This window comes from Roseateles sp. NT4 (assembly GCF_051857475.1).
Taxonomy (GTDB): Bacteria; Pseudomonadota; Gammaproteobacteria; order Burkholderiales; family Burkholderiaceae_C; genus Pelomonas.
On record NZ_JBPZGZ010000006.1, the window covers coordinates 261,730 to 277,331 of the forward strand.

General features: G+C 63.1%; 18 protein-coding genes. 1 reads left to right on the plus strand and 17 read right to left on the minus strand.

Translation table 11 applies throughout. From position 1 onward, the window contains the following. Positions 1–118: 118 nt before the first annotated feature. The 16 genes from ACS5PN_RS28370 to rpsL all read right to left on the minus strand — a co-directional run bounded on the left by ACS5PN_RS28370 (position 119) and on the right by rpsL (position 10,707). The gene (locus tag ACS5PN_RS28370) at positions 119–628 is read right to left on the minus strand and encodes a peroxiredoxin (protein WP_439467388.1); all 510 of its coding nucleotides are present in this window, start codon (positions 626–628) and stop codon (positions 119–121) included. 95 nt (positions 629–723) lie between these two features. Next, complete coding sequence (rpsQ, locus tag ACS5PN_RS28375) at positions 724–999, minus strand: 30S ribosomal protein S17 (protein ID WP_310273046.1); 276 nt, start codon at positions 997–999, stop codon at positions 724–726. After that, the gene (gene rpmC / locus ACS5PN_RS28380; RefSeq protein ID WP_056194241.1) at positions 996–1,196 is read right to left on the minus strand and encodes a 50S ribosomal protein L29; all 201 of its coding nucleotides are present in this window, start codon (positions 1,194–1,196) and stop codon (positions 996–998) included. The genes rpsQ and rpmC overlap by 4 nt, the downstream gene beginning before the upstream one ends. A gap of 10 nt (positions 1,197–1,206) precedes the next feature. Then, entirely contained in the window at positions 1,207–1,623 is a 417-nt protein-coding gene (gene rplP / locus ACS5PN_RS28385; RefSeq protein WP_119046639.1) for a 50S ribosomal protein L16, read from the minus strand. A 2-nt stretch (positions 1,624–1,625) separates the two neighbouring features. Next, on the minus strand, positions 1,626–2,489 hold the full coding sequence (gene rpsC / locus ACS5PN_RS28390; protein ID WP_119046638.1) for a 30S ribosomal protein S3: 864 nt from the start codon (positions 2,487–2,489) through the stop codon (positions 1,626–1,628). 14 nt (positions 2,490–2,503) lie between these two features. Continuing rightward, positions 2,504–2,833, minus strand: a complete 330-nt coding sequence (gene rplV / locus ACS5PN_RS28395; RefSeq protein ID WP_057297242.1) for a 50S ribosomal protein L22 — start codon at positions 2,831–2,833, stop codon at positions 2,504–2,506. Positions 2,834–2,844: 11 nt separating this feature from the next. Then, the gene (gene rpsS / locus ACS5PN_RS28400; RefSeq protein ID WP_056194250.1) at positions 2,845–3,123 is read right to left on the minus strand and encodes a 30S ribosomal protein S19; all 279 of its coding nucleotides are present in this window, start codon (positions 3,121–3,123) and stop codon (positions 2,845–2,847) included. Between the two features lie 10 nt (positions 3,124–3,133). Continuing rightward, a complete protein-coding gene (gene rplB / locus ACS5PN_RS28405) occupies positions 3,134–3,958 on the minus strand; it encodes a 50S ribosomal protein L2 (RefSeq protein ID WP_439467389.1) in 825 nt (274 codons plus the stop codon). Then, positions 3,959–4,270, minus strand: coding sequence for a 50S ribosomal protein L23 (gene rplW / locus ACS5PN_RS28410; RefSeq protein WP_439467390.1), 312 nt, complete (start codon positions 4,268–4,270; stop codon positions 3,959–3,961). Next, positions 4,267–4,887: a 50S ribosomal protein L4 gene (gene rplD, locus ACS5PN_RS28415; RefSeq protein WP_439467391.1), complete on the minus strand. Its 621-nt coding sequence runs from the start codon at positions 4,885–4,887 to the stop codon at positions 4,267–4,269. Before rplD ends, rplW begins: the two co-directional genes overlap by 4 nt. Next, a complete protein-coding gene (gene rplC, locus ACS5PN_RS28420; RefSeq protein WP_439467392.1) occupies positions 4,887–5,558 on the minus strand; it encodes a 50S ribosomal protein L3 in 672 nt (223 codons plus the stop codon). Before rplC ends, rplD begins: the two co-directional genes overlap by 1 nt. 277 nt (positions 5,559–5,835) lie before the next feature. Beyond that, entirely contained in the window at positions 5,836–6,147 is a 312-nt protein-coding gene (gene rpsJ / locus ACS5PN_RS28425; protein ID WP_056194266.1) for a 30S ribosomal protein S10, read from the minus strand. Between the two features lie 66 nt (positions 6,148–6,213). Continuing rightward, on the minus strand, positions 6,214–7,404 hold the full coding sequence (gene tuf, locus ACS5PN_RS28430; RefSeq protein WP_025564238.1) for an elongation factor Tu: 1,191 nt from the start codon (positions 7,402–7,404) through the stop codon (positions 6,214–6,216). 122 nt (positions 7,405–7,526) lie between these two features. Continuing rightward, the gene (fusA, locus tag ACS5PN_RS28435) at positions 7,527–9,635 is read right to left on the minus strand and encodes an elongation factor G (RefSeq protein ID WP_439467393.1); all 2,109 of its coding nucleotides are present in this window, start codon (positions 9,633–9,635) and stop codon (positions 7,527–7,529) included. A 69-nt stretch (positions 9,636–9,704) separates the two neighbouring features. After that, on the minus strand, positions 9,705–10,175 hold the full coding sequence (rpsG, locus tag ACS5PN_RS28440) for a 30S ribosomal protein S7 (protein WP_056194782.1): 471 nt from the start codon (positions 10,173–10,175) through the stop codon (positions 9,705–9,707). 157 nt (positions 10,176–10,332) lie between these two features. Continuing rightward, positions 10,333–10,707, minus strand: a complete 375-nt coding sequence (rpsL, locus tag ACS5PN_RS28445; RefSeq protein WP_056194784.1) for a 30S ribosomal protein S12 — start codon at positions 10,705–10,707, stop codon at positions 10,333–10,335. 155 nt (positions 10,708–10,862) lie between these two features. Here rpsL and ACS5PN_RS28450 point away from each other — a divergent pair, with 155 nt between their 5' ends. Beyond that, positions 10,863–11,315, plus strand: a complete 453-nt coding sequence (locus ACS5PN_RS28450; RefSeq protein ID WP_439467394.1) for a putative toxin-antitoxin system toxin component, PIN family — start codon at positions 10,863–10,865, stop codon at positions 11,313–11,315. A 63-nt stretch (positions 11,316–11,378) separates the two neighbouring features. Here ACS5PN_RS28450 and rpoC read toward each other — a convergent pair whose 3' ends face one another. Then, complete coding sequence (gene rpoC / locus ACS5PN_RS28455; protein WP_439467395.1) at positions 11,379–15,596, minus strand: DNA-directed RNA polymerase subunit beta'; 4,218 nt, start codon at positions 15,594–15,596, stop codon at positions 11,379–11,381. Positions 15,597–15,602 lie beyond the last annotated feature (6 nt).

Genomic DNA, 15,602 nt, shown 5'->3' on the forward strand with positions numbered 1-15,602 from the left:
GTGCACTGGCGTTCGGCGAAGCTGCGCATTATGCAGTGAGAACCCTTGGGCCGTCAATGCCTGTCGCAGAAGTTTTTGAAGGGCCGGCTCGCGCCAGCCCCTCGGCGGCGAAATCCGCTCAGGCGGCCTTGGCCTGCGCGAGCATCGTGGCGGCGTCGCTGACCTCGAACTTGCCAGGACCTTCGACGTTCAGCGTCTTGACGACACCATCCTTGACCAGCATCGAGTAGCGCTGCGAACGCACACCCATGCCCTTGGCCGTCAGGTCCAGCGTCAGGCCGGTGGCATTGGCGAAGGCGGCGCTGCCGTCGGCCATCATGCGCACCTTGCCAGCCGTCTTCTGGTCACGGCCCCAGGCACCCATGACGAAGGCGTCGTTGACCGACACGCACCAGATCTCGTCAACGCCGGCAGCCTTCAGGGCCTCGGCCGATTCGACATAGCCGGGCACATGCTTGGCCGAGCAGGTCGGGGTGTAGGCGCCAGGCAGGGCGAAGATGGCGATGGTCTTGCCGGCCGTGGCCTTCTCGATGTCGAAGCTGTTGGGGCCGAGGGTGCAGCCCTCGCCTTCGACTTCGATGAATTCCTGCAGGCTGCCTGCGGGCAGTTTGTCGCCAACCTTGATCATGGTGTCGCTCCTGATTGAGTGTTCTGAAAATGAAAAACCGGCGCGCCAGTTGCCCAGCGTGCCGGTTGTGCAGCGGTCATGCGACCGGTGACTTCTTAGACGATCTCGGCCTTCTGGACCAGGCGGGTCACGACCCAGCTCTTGGTCTTGGAGATCGGACGACCTTCGGCGATCTCGACCACGTCGCCCATCTTGTACTCGCCCTTTTCGTCGTGGGCGTGGTACTTGCGGGAACGGGCCACGATCTTGCCGTAGAGCTCGTGCTTGGCGCGACGCTCGACCAGGACGGTGACCGTCTTGGCGCGCTTGTCGCTGACCACGCGGCCCACCAGGGTGCGCGTGTTCTTGGCTTGGACTTGGGCCTCAGTCATTTCGTGGCCTCCTTCTTCTTTTGTGCCAGGACGGTCTTGGCACGCGCGATGTCGCGGCGGGTCTTGCCCAGCTGGCTGTGGTTGGTCAGCTGCTGGGTAGCCTTTTGCATGCGCAGGCCGAAGTGGGCCTTCAGCAGATCGGTCACTTCCTTTTCGAGGGCAGCGACGTCCTTGGTGCGGAGTTCAGTTGCTTTCATGGTGTCTTCCTCAGGTACCGACCTGGCGGGCCACGAAGGTGCAACGCAGCGGCAGCTTGGCAGCGGCCAGCGTGAACGCTTCACGCGCCAGCTCTTCCGGCACGCCGTTGACCTCGTAGATCACCTTGCCGGGCTGGATTTCAGCGACGTAGTACTCGGGGTTGCCCTTGCCGTTACCCATCCGGACTTCGGCGGGCTTTTGCGAGATGGGCTTGTCCGGGAACACGCGGATGAAGATCCGACCGCCGCGCTTGATGTGGCGCGAGATCGCGCGGCGAGCCGCTTCGATCTGGCGGGCCGTCAGACGGCCGCGCTCGGTGGCCTTGAGGCCGAAATCACCGAAAGACACCGCGGCGCCACGGGTTGCAACACCAGTGTTGCGGCCCTTCTGCTCCTTGCGGTATTTACGACGAGCGGGTTGCAGCATGCTTATTCTCCTTTGGCCTCACCGCCGGCTGCGGGGACCTTGCGGACCACGCGCTTGGCAGCGGGCTTGGCTGCGTCACCCGTGGGGGCGGCGGCAGCGGGCTGATCTGCTCCGTCACGCGGGCCACGGTCGCCACCCGGGCGGCCACGGCCACCGGGAGCGCCCGGACGGGCGTTACGGCGCGGGCGACGATCGTCTTCGGCGCCTGCGGGGGTGTTGATGACCGGAGCCTCGCCATTGGCAAGACGGTCACCGCGGTAGACCCACACCTTGACGCCGATGACGCCATAGGTGGTCTTGGCTTCGGAGAAGCCGTAGTCGATGTCGGCCTTCAGGGTGTGCAGGGGCACACGACCTTCGCGATACCACTCGGTACGAGCGATTTCGATGCCGTTCAGACGACCAGCGCTCATGATCTTGATGCCTTGGGCACCCAGACGCATGGCGTTCTGCATCGCGCGCTTCATCGCGCGGCGGAACATGATGCGCTTTTCGAGCTGCTGGGTGATCGAGTCGGCGATCAGCTGGGCATCGACTTCAGGCTTGCGCACTTCTTCGATGTTGACGGCGACGGGCACGCCCAGACGCTTGGTCAGCTCAGCCTTCAGCGCTTCGATGTCTTCACCCTTCTTGCCGATCACGACGCCCGGGCGAGCCGAGAAGATCGTGATACGGGCGTTCTTGGCGGGACGCTCGATCAGGATGCGCGAAACAGCGGCGTTCTTGAGCTTGGCCTTCAGGTAGTCACGAACTTGCAGATCTTCGGCCAGCATCGTGGCGAAGTTCTGGTTGTTCGCGTACCAGCGCGAAGCCCAGTTACGGGTGACAGGAAGGCGGAAGCCAACCGGATGGATTTTCTGTCCCATAGTCTTCTTGCGCCTTAGTTGCCGACGGCCACGAAGATGTGGCAGGTGGGCTTGCTGATGCGGTTGCCGCGGCCCTTGGCGCGAGCCGAGAAACGCTTCAGCGTGGCACCCTGTTCGACGTAGATCGAGGTGACCTTGAGTTCATCGATGTCAGCGCCGTCGTTGTGCTCGGCGTTGGCGATGGCACTTTCCAGCGCCTTCTTGATGATCAGGGCTGCCTTCTTCTGGGTGAATTCCAGGATGTTCAGCGCTTGGTCCACCTTCTTGCCGCGGATCAGGTCAGCCACGAGGCGACCCTTGTCACACGAGAGGCGAACGCCACGAACGATTGCTTTGGTTTCCATCGTTGGCATCCTTACTTCTTCCCGGCCTTCTTGTCGGCCGGGTGGCCCTTGAAGGTGCGGGTCAGTGCGAATTCACCCAGCTTGTGACCGACCATCTGGTCAGACACATAGACCGGCACGTGTTGCTTGCCGTTGTGCACGGCGATCGTCAGACCGATGAATTCGGGCAGGATCGTCGAGCGGCGCGACCAGGTCTTGATGGGCTTCTTGTCTTTGATGGCAACAGCCTTGTCGACCTTGGCCATCAGATGGTGGTCAACGAAGGGGCCCTTCTTCAGCGAACGAGTCATGGCCTAGCCCTTACTTCTTGCGACGCGAGACGATGAACGTCTGCGTGCGCTTGTTGTTGCGAGTGCGGTAGCCCTTCGTCAGGGTGTTCCACGGCGACACAGGGACCTGGCCCTCGCCGGTGCGGCCTTCGCCACCACCGTGCGGGTGATCCACCGGGTTCATGGCGACGCCACGAACGGTCGGGCGGACGCCCTTCCAGCGGATCGCGCCAGCCTTGCCGTATTGACGCAGGCTGTGCTCTTCGTTGCTCACTTCACCGATGGTGGCGCGGCAGTCAATGTGCACGCGGCGGACTTCGCCGGAGCGCAGACGGATCTGGGCGTAGACGCCTTCACGAGCCATCAGGACGGCAGAGGTGCCGGCCGAACGGATCATCTGGGCACCCTTGCCAGGCTGCAGCTCGATGCAATGGATGGTCGAACCCACCGGGATGTTGCGGATCGGCAGCGTGTTGCCAGCCTTGATCGGCGCTTCCGAGCCGCTCAGGATGGTTGCGCCCACTTCCAGACCGCGCGGGGCGATCACATAGCGGCGCTCGCCGTCGGCGTACACCACCAGCGCGATGTGGGCGGTGCGGTTCGGGTCGTACTCGATGGTCTCGACCTTGGCCGGAATGCCGTCCTTGTTGCGCTTGAAGTCGACCACGCGGTAGTGGTGCTTGTGACCACCGCCCTTGTGGCGAATCGTGATGTGACCGTTGTTGTTACGGCCGGAGTTCTGCTTTTGGGGCTCGAGCAATGCTGCATGGGGCGCGCCCTTGTGCAGATGCTTGTGCACCACCTTGACGACGCCACGGCGGCCGGGCGAAGTCGGCTTGACTTTGACGATGGCCATTTATGCGGCCTCCCCGAAATTGAGCTCTTGACCAGCCTTGAGGGCCACATAAGCCTTCTTGACGTGGTCACGGCGGCCGGCGCGGCCACCAAAGCGCTTGGTCTTGCCCTTGACCTGGACGACGTTGACCGACTCGACCTCGACCTTGAACATCAGTTCAACAGCGGCCTTGATCTCCGGCTTGGTGGCGTCGCGCAGGACCTTGAACAGGACCTGGTTGTGCTTCTCGGCAATTTGCGTGGCCTTCTCGGACACGATGGGCGCGAGCAGCACGGAGGCCAGACGGCCTTCGGAATACTTGGGGGCGCTCATGCCAGCATCTCCTTGAGTTGCTCGACCGCAGCCTTGGTCACCAGCACCTTCTTGTAGAAGACGAGGGACAGCGGGTCGGCGTAGCGCGGCTCGACGACCAGCACATTGGCCAGGTTGCGCGAAGCCAGCAGCAGGTTGTCATCCACGACGTCGGAGATGACCAACACCGAGTCCAGGCCCATGGCCTTGAACTTGGCGGCCAGCAGCTTGGTCTTGGGGGCTTCGACCGAGATCGAATCCACCACGGCCAGGCGGCCTTCACGGGCCAGCTGCGACAGGATTGCAGCCATGCCAGCGCGGTACATCTTCTTGTTCAGCTTGTGCGAGAAGTTCTCGTCAGGCATGTTCGGGAAGATGCGACCGCCCCCGCGCCACAGCGGCGACGAGGTCATACCGGCGCGAGCGCGGCCGGTGCCCTTCTGGCGGAAAGGCTTCTTGGTCGAGTGATGGACCTGTTCACGGTCCTTCTGGGCGCGGGTGCCTTGACGGGCGTTGGCCTGGAAGGCCACGACCACCTGGTGCACCAGGGCTTCGTTGTAGTCGCGAGCGAAGATGGTGTCAGGCGCGTCCACCTTGCTGGTGGCCTGACCCTGCTCGTTCAGGAGCTCGAGCTGCATCAGTTGGCTCCCTTCTTGACTTTGACCTTGACGGCCGGGCGAACGACGATGTGGCCGTTCTTGGAACCCGGGACCGCGCCGCGGACCAGCAGCAGTTGACGAGCTTCGTCAACGCGCACGATGTCCAGGTTCTGGGTGGTGACGGTTTCGTCGCCCATGTGGCCGGTCATCTTCTTGCCCGGGAACACGCGGCCCGGGTCTTGCGCCATGGAGATCGAGCCCGGCACGTTGTGCGAACGGCTGTTACCGTGCGACGCGCGCTGCGAGCTGAAGTTGTGGCGCTTGATGGTGCCTGCGAAGCCCTTGCCGATGGACGTGCCCTGCACGTCGACCAGCTGGCCGGCGGCGAACAACGTCACCGGAACGGTCGCGCCAGCTTGGTACTGGGCAGCGACGTCGGCTTCGACGCGGAATTCCTTGAGGATTTCACCGGCTTCGACACCTGCCTTGGCGAGGTGGCCGGCTTCAGGCTTGGTGACACGCGAAGCTTTGCGCGTACCGAACGCCACTTGAATGGCGCTGTAGCCGTCGGTCTCTTGGGTCTTGACCTGGGTCACGCGGTTGTTGGACACGTCCAGCACCGTCACGGGAATGGCATCGCCATCGTCCGTGAAGATGCGCATCATGCCCACCTTGCGGCCCAGCAAACCGAGACGGTTGCTCAGACTCATGTTTTTCTCCAGCCCCGTCGGCTCTCGCCTTCGAAGCTATTGCGAACACCCGACATCGATTGGCCGGGCTGACCTGTGCGATATCTCTTGCGAAATCTTCGAAAGAAACACCGCGCGAATATCCGAGCAGGCAGGAGCCAACCCGGAAAAGCTGGCGAGTATAGCCTGCGGGATAGCCCTGATGCAAGCGTTAGCACTTCAGACAGCACAAAAGACAAGGCCCCGGCCTGTCGAAACAGGGCGGGGCCTTGGAATCACAAGCCCGAAGGCCTGGGAATTACTGCAGCTTGATTTCGACGTCGACGCCGGCGGGCAGGTCGAGCTTCATCAGCGCGTCGACCGTCTTGTCGGTCGGGTCGACGATGTCCATCAGGCGCTGATGGGTGCGGATCTCGAACTGGTCGCGGCTGGTCTTGTTGACGTGGGGCGAACGCAGGATGTCGAAACGCTCCATGCGCGTCGGCAGGGGCACGGGGCCCTTGACGATGGCGCCGGTGCGCTTGGCGGTCTCGACGATCTCGAGGGCCGATTGGTCGATCAGCTTGTAGTCAAACGCCTTCAGGCGGATGCGGATCTTTTGCTTTTGCATGACGGTTCCTTAAAGAGCAGGTGGTGAGCACCGGGCGGCGGCCGCCCGGCACACGTCACGCATGGATTAAGCGAGGATCGTGGCAACCACGCCGGAGCCGACGGTACGGCCACCTTCACGGATGGCGAAGCGCAGGCCGGTTTCCATCGCGATCGGAGCGATCAGCTTCACGGTGATGCCGACGTTGTCGCCGGGCATGACCATTTCCTTGTCCTTCGGCAGCTCCACGGCACCGGTCACGTCCGTCGTGCGGAAGTAAAACTGGGGACGGTAGTTGTTGAAGAACGGGGTGTGGCGGCCGCCCTCTTCCTTGGACAGAACGTAGATTTCTGCCGTGAAGTGGGTGTGGGGCTTGATGGTGCCGGGCTTGGCCAGAACTTGGCCGCGCTCGACGTCTTCACGCTTGGTGCCGCGCAGCAGGATGCCGACGTTGTCGCCTGCTTGACCTTGGTCCAGCAGCTTGCGGAACATTTCGACGCCCGTGACCGTGGTCTTCTGGACTTCGCGGATGCCCACGATTTCGATTTCTTCGCCGACCTTGATGATGCCGCGCTCGACGCGACCGGTCACGACGGTGCCGCGGCCAGAGATCGAGAACACGTCTTCCACCGGCAGCAGGAAGGCACCGTCAACGGCACGGTCCGGCTGGGGGATGTAGGTGTCCAGGGCGTCAGCCAGGCGCATGATGGCTTGCTCGCCCAGGTCACCCGTGTCGCCTTCCAGCGCCAGCTTGGCCGAACCCTTGATGATGGGGGTGTCGTCGCCGGGGAAGTCGTACTTGGACAGGAGCTCGCGCACTTCCATTTCGACCAGCTCGAGCAGCTCGGCGTCGTCGACCATGTCGCACTTGTTCAGGAAGACGATGATGTACTTCACGCCGACCTGACGGGCCAGCAGGATGTGCTCACGCGTCTGGGGCATCGGGCCGTCAGCGGCCGAGCACACCAGGATGGCGCCGTCCATCTGGGCGGCACCGGTGATCATGTTCTTGACGTAGTCGGCGTGGCCGGGGCAGTCAACGTGGGCGTAGTGGCGGTTGGCCGTCTCGTACTCGACGTGAGCGGTGTTGATCGTGATGCCGCGGGCCTTTTCTTCCGGAGCCGCGTCGATCTGGTCGTAGGCCTTGGCCTCGCCACCGAACTTCTTGGACAGCACGGTCGCGATTGCCGCGGTCAGCGTGGTCTTGCCGTGGTCAACGTGGCCAATCGTGCCCACGTTCACGTGCGGCTTGGTCCGTTCAAACTTGCCTTTTGCCATTTCAATTCTCCAAAAAGAGCATCTCGCCAGTCTGTTGGTTTAGCGTTTCCGCAGAGCCCGTGTTTCCCGCCGACTGGCGAAGCGGGCGGGCCGCTGCGAAGACGATTCAGTTCAGAAGCGGATCAAGCCGACTTGCCGCGCGCCGTGATGATGGCGTCGGCCACGTTCTTCGGAGCTTCGCTGTAGTGCTTGAACTCCATCGTGTACGTGGCGCGGCCTTGCGACATCGAGCGCAGGGTCGTCGAGTAGCCGAACATTTCCGACAACGGGACTTCGGCCTTGATGACCTTGCCGCCACCGACCATGTCGTCCATGCCCTGCACCATGCCGCGACGGCTGGACAGGTCGCCCATCACGTTGCCGGCGTAGTCTTCAGGCGTCTCGACTTCCACGGCCATCATCGGCTCGAGGATGACGGGGCTGGCGCGGCGGCAGGCTTCCTTGAAACCCATCGAAGCGGCCATCTTGAACGCGTTTTCGTTCGAGTCCACGTCGTGGTACGAGCCGAAGGTCAGCGTGGCCTTGACGTCGACGACCGGGAAGCCGGCCAGCACGCCATTCGGCAGGCTGTCGATGATGCCCTTCTCGACCGCGGGGATGTATTCGCGAGGAACCACACCGCCCTTGATGGCGTCGACGAACTCGAAGCCCTTGCCCGGCTCTTGCGGCTCCAGCGTGATCACGACGTGACCGTACTGGCCCTTACCACCGGACTGGCGAACGAACTTGCCTTCGACGTCGGTGGCGGTCTTGCGGATGGTTTCGCGGTAGGCAACCTGCGGCTTGCCGACGTTGGCTTCCACGCCGAACTCGCGCTTCATGCGGTCGACAATGATTTCCAGGTGGAGCTCGCCCATGCCGGAAATGATGGTCTGGCCGGACTCTTCGTCGGTGCGCAGACGGAAGGACGGGTCTTCCTTGGCCAGGCGGCCCAGGGCGATACCCATCTTTTCCTGGTCAGCCTTGGTCTTGGGCTCGACGGCCTGCGAGATCACGGGCTCGGGGAAGACCATCTTTTCCAGCGTGATGATGGCTTCGGGGTCGCACAGGGTTTCGCCCGTGGTGACGTCCTTCAGGCCCACGCAAGCGGCGATGTCGCCGGCCAGAATTTCCGAGATTTCTTCACGCTGGTTGGCGTGCATCTGCAGGATCCGGCCGATGCGCTCCTTCTTGCCGCGGATCGGGTTGTAGACGCTGGCGCCCGACTGCAGCACGCCGGAGTAGACGCGCACGAAGGTCAGCTGGCCGACGTAGGGGTCGGTCATCAGCTTGAAGGCTAGAGCAGCGAACTTCTCGCTGTCGTCGGCCTTGCGGACGGTCGGCTGGTCGTCTTCGTCGGTGCCCGGCACCGGCGGCACGTCGATGGGCGACGGCATGAAATCGATGACGCCGTCGAGCATGCGCTGCACACCCTTGTTCTTGAAGGCGGTGCCGCAGAACATCGGCTGGATTTCAGCGGCGATGGTGCGCTTGCGGATGGCCGTGACGACTTCTTCCTCGGTCAGGTCGCCCGACTCGAGGTATTTGTTCATCAGCTCTTCGCTGGATTCAGCGGCGGCTTCAATGAGGTTTTCGCGCCATTTGACGGCGTCGGCCTGCAGGTCGGCCGGGATGTCCTCGTAGCTGAACTTCATGCCTTGCGAGGCCTCGTCCCAGATGATCGCCTTCATCTTGATGAGGTCGATCACGCCGGTGAAGTTTTCTTCGGCACCGATGGGGATGACGACGGGCACGGGGTTGGCCTTGAGGCGCAGCTTCATCTGGTCGTAGACCTTGAAGAAATTCGCGCCGGTGCGGTCCATCTTGTTGACGAACGCGAGGCGGGGCACCTTGTACTTGTTGGCCTGGCGCCAGACGGTTTCCGACTGGGGCTGCACGCCACCCACGGCGCAATAGACCATGCAGGCGCCGTCCAGCACGCGCATGGAGCGCTCGACTTCAATCGTGAAGTCGACGTGTCCGGGGGTGTCGATGATGTTGATGCGGTGCTCGGGGCGAGCCAGGTCCATGCCCTTCCAGAAGCAGGTCGTGGCGGCGGACGTGATCGTGATGCCACGCTCCTGCTCTTGCTCCATCCAGTCCATCGTGGCGGCGCCGTCATGCACCTCACCGATCTTGTGGTTCACGCCGGTGTAGTAAAGGATGCGTTCGGTCGTGGTGGTCTTGCCAGCATCGATGTGCGCGGAAATACCGATGTTGCGGTAGCGCTCGATGGGGGTTTTGCGGGCCATGGTTTGCTCCAGAAGGCAGGAGCCGCCAGCGGGTTGGTAGAAACCCGAGGCGGCTGAAAGACGATGAGTTTAGAAGCGGAAGTGCGAGAACGCCTTGTTGGCTTCTGCCATGCGGTGAACTTCGTCGCGCTTCTTCATCGCGCCGCCGCGGCCTTCAGCGGCCTCCAGCAGTTCATTGGCCAGGCGTTGGGCCATCGACTTCTCACCGCGCTTGCGAGCGGATTCCTTCAGCCAGCGCATGGCGAGGGCCATCCGGCGGACGGGGCGAACTTCCACGGGAACTTGGTAGTTCGCACCGCCGACACGGCGGGACTTCACTTCAACCATGGGCTTCACGTTGTTCAGGGCGACCATGAACACTTCCAGCGGGTCCTTGCCGATCTTCTTTTCGACCTGCTCGAGGGCACCGTAGATGATGCGCTCGGCGACAGCCTTCTTGCCCGATTCCATGATGACGTTCATGAACTTGGACAGATCGACGGAACCGAACTTGGGGTCCGGCAGGATCTCGCGCTTGGGTACTTCGCGACGACGTGGCATGGCACTCTTCCTTTTGCTTCAGTTGGAGGCGGTCTTTTGACCTGACTCCGCTGGACAACCACCGACATCTGGGGTCATCCACTTACTCGGCCACCGAGATATTTCAGGGGCCGCTACAACGTTGGGTCAGCGATGGCGCTGAGCCCGAACAAACGATTTACTTCTTCGGACGCTTCGCGCCGTACTTGGAACGCGATTGCTTGCGATCCTTGACGCCTTGCAGGTCGAGGGAGCCGCGGACGATGTGGTAACGCACACCGGGCAGGTCCTTGACACGGCCGCCGCGAACCAGCACGACGCTGTGTTCTTGCAGGTTGTGGCCTTCGCCGCCGATGTACGAGATGACCTCGAAACCGTTGGTCAGGCGCACCTTGGCGACCTTACGCAGAGCCGAGTTCGGCTTCTTGGGCGTGGTGGTGTAGACGCGGGTGCAGACACCGCGGCGCTGCGGGCAGTTCTGCATCGCAGGCGACTTGGACTTGGTGACCTCGGCCTCTCGACCGTGGCGCACCAGTTGATTGATGGTTGGCATTACGACTTGTTCCCGTTTGAAGTCAGTGAACTTCACATTTCGGGCGCACAGGAACGCGCCACCCAAAAGGCGAAGAGCCGAGGATTGTAGACCGGAGGGGAAATCGGCACAAGGGTCTGCCCGTAGGCGGCGATGTGGCCGGGTAAGCTGGCGACATGGATATCGCCACCGCGGCCGCCGAGGAGAAGCCGGCCATCGTCATCGACACCCAGGTCGTCATGGACTGGCTGGTGTTTCGCGACGCCCGTGTGCAGGCGCTGACTTCTGCCGTGACCTCGGGCGCGCTGCGCTGGCTGGTGGCTCCGGCGATGCGCGATGAGATTCGCCATGTGCTGGGCCGGGGCATTGCCGCCGCCTATGCGCCGGACCTCGCCTTCATCGAAGCACAGTTCGACGCCCACTCCCGGGCGGTCGACACCATCGAACCGCAACCGCTTGCCGGCCGCCTGGTCTGCCGTGACCCCGACGACCAGAAGTTCATCGACCTGGCCCTGGCCGCCAATGCCCGCTGGCTGGTCTCCCGCGACAAGGCTGTGCTGGCCCTGGCCAAGCGTGCGCGGCTGCGCGGCCTGGCCATCCTGAGGCCTGAACTCTGGAAACCCGACTGAAAAAGAAAAAGCCGCCCGCGGCCTGAACCGGGGGCGGCTTCAGAGGGCGAGGCCCTCGTCGGCTTACTCGGCCGAGCTGTCGCCAGCGTCGACGCCAGCCATCTGGGCTGCAGCCAGCTCTTCAGCTTCCTGCAGTGCAATGGCGCGGCGCTCGGCGTCGTCCATGGCTTCCTTGACGCGGCGCGCCTCGTGGAAGGCCATGCCGGTGCCCGCAGGGATCAAGCGGCCGACGATGACGTTTTCCTTCAGGCCGCGCAGCTCGTCGCGCTTGCCCATGATGGCAGCCTCGGTGAGCACGCGGGTCGTTTCCTGGAAGGAAGCGGCCGAGATGAAGGAGTCCGTCGACAGCGAAGCCTTGGTGATGCCCAGCAGCACATCGCTATGGGTAGCAGTCGTCTTGCCTTCCTTGCGCATGCGGTCGTTGGTGTCCAGCAGCTCCGAACGCTCGACCTGCTCGTTCAGGATGTAGTGCGTGTCGCCCGGGTTGGTGATGACCACGCGACGCAGCATCTGGCGAACGATCACCTCGATGTGCTTGTCGTTGATCTTCACGCCCTGGAGTCGGTACACGTCCTGGACTTCGTCGACGATGTAGCGCGCCAGTTCCTCGATGCCCAGCAGGCGCAGGATGTCCTGCGGGTCCGCTGCGCCGTCGACGATCAGCTCGCCGCGGTTGACCACCTGGCCTTCGTGCACCAGGATGTTCTTTTCCTTGGGCACCAGCTCTTCGTGGGCCTTGCCATCCGGATCGGTGATCTGCAGGCGGATCTTGCCCTTGGTCTCCTTGCCGAACGACACCGTGCCGGTCTGCTCGGCCAGCACACCGACGTCCTTGGGCGAACGGGCTTCGAAGAGCTCGGCCACACGCGGCAGACCGCCGGTAATGTCGCGGGTCTTCTGGCCTTCGACCGGGATACGGGCGAGCACTTCACCGGGCAGCAGTTCCTGGCCGTCGCGGATCTGGATCAGCGAGCCGACCTGGAAGCCGATGGCCACCGAGTGGTCGGTACCGGGGATCTTGACCTCGTGGCCGCCGGCGTCCAGCAGCTTGACCTGCGGGCGGATGACCTTGGCAGCACCACGACGCTTCGGGTCGATGACGACCAGCGTCGACAGACCGGTCACTTCGTCCACCTGCTTGGCGACGGTCACGCCTTCCTCGACGTTCTCGAACTTCGCCTTGCCGGCGAATTCCGTGATGATCGGGCGGGTCAGCGGATCCCAGTTCGCGAGCACCAGGCCGGCCTTGATCGTCTGGCTCGGCTTGATGTTCAGGATCGCGCCGTAAGGCACCTTGTGACGCTCGCGCTCGCGGCCGTGCGGATCGGCAATGATGATCTCGCCGGAGCGGGAAATCACGACCAGTTCGCCCTTGCCGTTGGTCACGTAACGCATCGTGGCATTGAAGCCGATGATGCCGTCCGACTTGGCTTCCACGCTCGAGGCAACAGCAGCGCGCGAAGCGGCACCGCCGATGTGGAAGGTACGCATCGTCAGCTGCGTGCCGGGTTCACCGATGGACTGCGCGGCGATGACGCCCACAGCTTCACCGGTGTTGACCAGGCCACCGCGACCGAGGTCACGGCCGTAGCACTTGGCGCACAGGCCGAAGCGCGTGCCGCAGGTCAGCGGCGTGCGGACCTTGATCTCGTCGACGCCGGCTTGCTCCAGCACGTCAAGCGTGTCCTCGTCCAGCATCTTGCCGGCGTCCAGCAGCGGGGCTTGCGTCTCGGGGTGCACGACTTCGATGGCCGTGACACGACCCAGCACGCGGTCGCGCAGCGATTCGATGACTTCACCGCCTTCGACCAGGGCGCGCATCGCCATGCCGTTGTCGGTACCGCAGTCTTCCTCGATGACCACCAGATCCTGGGTCACGTCGACCAGGCGACGCGTCAGGTAGCCGGAGTTCGCGGTCTTCAGCGCCGTGTCCGCCAGGCCCTTACGAGCACCGTGGGTAGAGATGAAGTACTGCAGAACGTTCAGGCCTTCACGGAAGTTCGCCGTGATAGGCGTCTCGATGATGGAGCCGTCAGGCTTGGCCATCAGGCCGCGCATGCCGGCCAGCTGACGAATCTGGGCCGCGCTGCCGCGGGCACCCGAGTCGGCCATCATGTAGATCGAGTTGAAGGACTCTTGATCGACGGTCTTGCCGTGGCGATCAACCGTCTTCTCGACCTTCAGGTGGTCCATCATCTTCTTGCCGATTTCGTCACCGGCCTTGCCCCAGATGTCCACGACCTTGTTGTAGCGCTCGCCAGCCGTCACGAGACCCGAGACGTACTGCTGCTCGATCTCCTTGACTTCCTTCTCGGCGCGCTCGATCAGCGTGTGCTTCTGCGCGGGCACCAGCATGTCGTCAATGGCGATGGAGATGCCAGCGCGCGTGGCGAGCTTGAAGCCGCTTTGCAGCAGCTTGTCGGCCAGCACGACGGTTTCCTTCAGGCCGCACTTGCGGAAGCTCGTGTTGATGAGACGCGAGATTTCCTTCTTCTTCAGCGCCTTGTTGATGTTCGAGAACGGCAGGCCCTTGGGCAGGATCTCGGACAGCAGCGCACGGCCGACGGTCGTGTCCACGAGCTTGGTCTCGGGCTCGAATTCACCCGTTTCCTTGTTCTTGGTCCACTCGGTCAGGCGCACGCTGATCTTGGCGGTGATTTCCACAGCGCCGTTTTCCAGCGCGCGGATGATCTCGGGGATGTCCGAGAAGATCAGGCCTTCGCCCTTGCCGTTGGTGCGCTCGCGGGTGGCGTAGTACAGGCCCAGCACCACGTCTTGCGACGGGACGATGGACGGTTCGCCGGACGCGGGGAACAGCACGTTGTTGGAGGCCAGCATCAGCGTGCGGGCTTCCATCTGCGCTTCAATGGACAGCGGCACGTGGACGGCCATCTGGTCACCGTCGAAGTCGGCGTTGAAGGCCGAGCAGACGAGGGGGTGCAGCTGGATGGCCTTGCCTTCGATCAGCACGGGCTCGAAAGCCTGGATGCCGAGGCGGTGCAGCGTCGGGGCGCGGTTCAGCAGGACCGGGTGCTCCTTGATGACTTCTTCCAGGATGTCCCAGACCACCGGCGTGCCGGATTCGACTTCCTTCTTGGCAGCCTTGATCGTCGTCGCGATGCCCATGGCTTCGAGACGGCTGAAGATGAAGGGCTTGAAGAGCTCCAGGGCCATCAGCTTGGGCAGACCGCACTGGTGCAGCTTGAGCGTCGGGCCCACCACGATGACCGAACGGCCCGAGTAGTCGACGCGCTTGCCCAGCAGGTTCTGACGGAAGCGACCGCTCTTGCCCTTGATCATGTCGGCCAGCGACTTGAGGGCACGCTTGTTCGCGCCGGTCATCGCCTTGCCTCGGCGGCCGTTGTCCAGCAGCGAGTCGACGGCTTCCTGCAGCATGCGCTTTTCGTTGCGCACGATGATTTCAGGGGCCTTCAGCTCAAGCAGGCGGGCCAAGCGGTTGTTGCGGTTGATGACGCGACGGTAGAGGTCGTTCAGGTCGGAGGTCGCGAAGCGGCCGCCGTCCAGCGGCACCAGCGGACGCAGGTCCGGCGGCAACACGGGCAGCACGTCCAGCACCATCCAGTTCGGCTTGATGCCGGACTTCTTGAAGGCCTCCATGACCTTCAGGCGCTTGGAGTTCTTCTTGACCTTGAGCTCGGAGCCGGTCATGTCGTTGCGCAGGCGATCGATCTCGATGTCGAGATCCATCTCCTCCAGCAGCTTCTTGATGCCCTCGGCGCCCATCAGCGCGATGAACTCGTCGCCGTACTCGATGCGCTTGGCGTCGTAGTCGTCCTCGCTCATGATCGAGAACTTCTTCAGCGGCGTCATGCCGCTGTCGACGACGACATAGGCTTCGAAGTACAGCACGCGTTCGATGTCACGCAGCGTCATGTCGAGCACCAGGCCCAGACGCGACGGCAGCGACTTCAGGAACCAGATGTGGGCGCAAGGAGCGGCCAGATCGATGTGGCCCATGCGGTCACGGCGGACCTTGGTCTGCGTGACTTCAACGCCGCACTTCTCGCAGATGACGCCGCGGTGCTTCAGGCGCTTGTACTTGCCGCACAGGCACTCGTAGTCCTTGATCGGGCCAAAGATCTTGGCGCAGAACAGGCCGTCACGCTCGGGCTTGAAGGTGCGGTAGTTGATGGTCTCGGGCTTCTTCACCTCGCCGAACGACCAGCTGCGGATCTTCTCCGGGGAAGCCAGGCCGATCTTGATGGCATCGAAATGCTCATCGGGGGTGAATTGCTTGAAAAGGTCGAGTAGTCCCTTCATGCATCT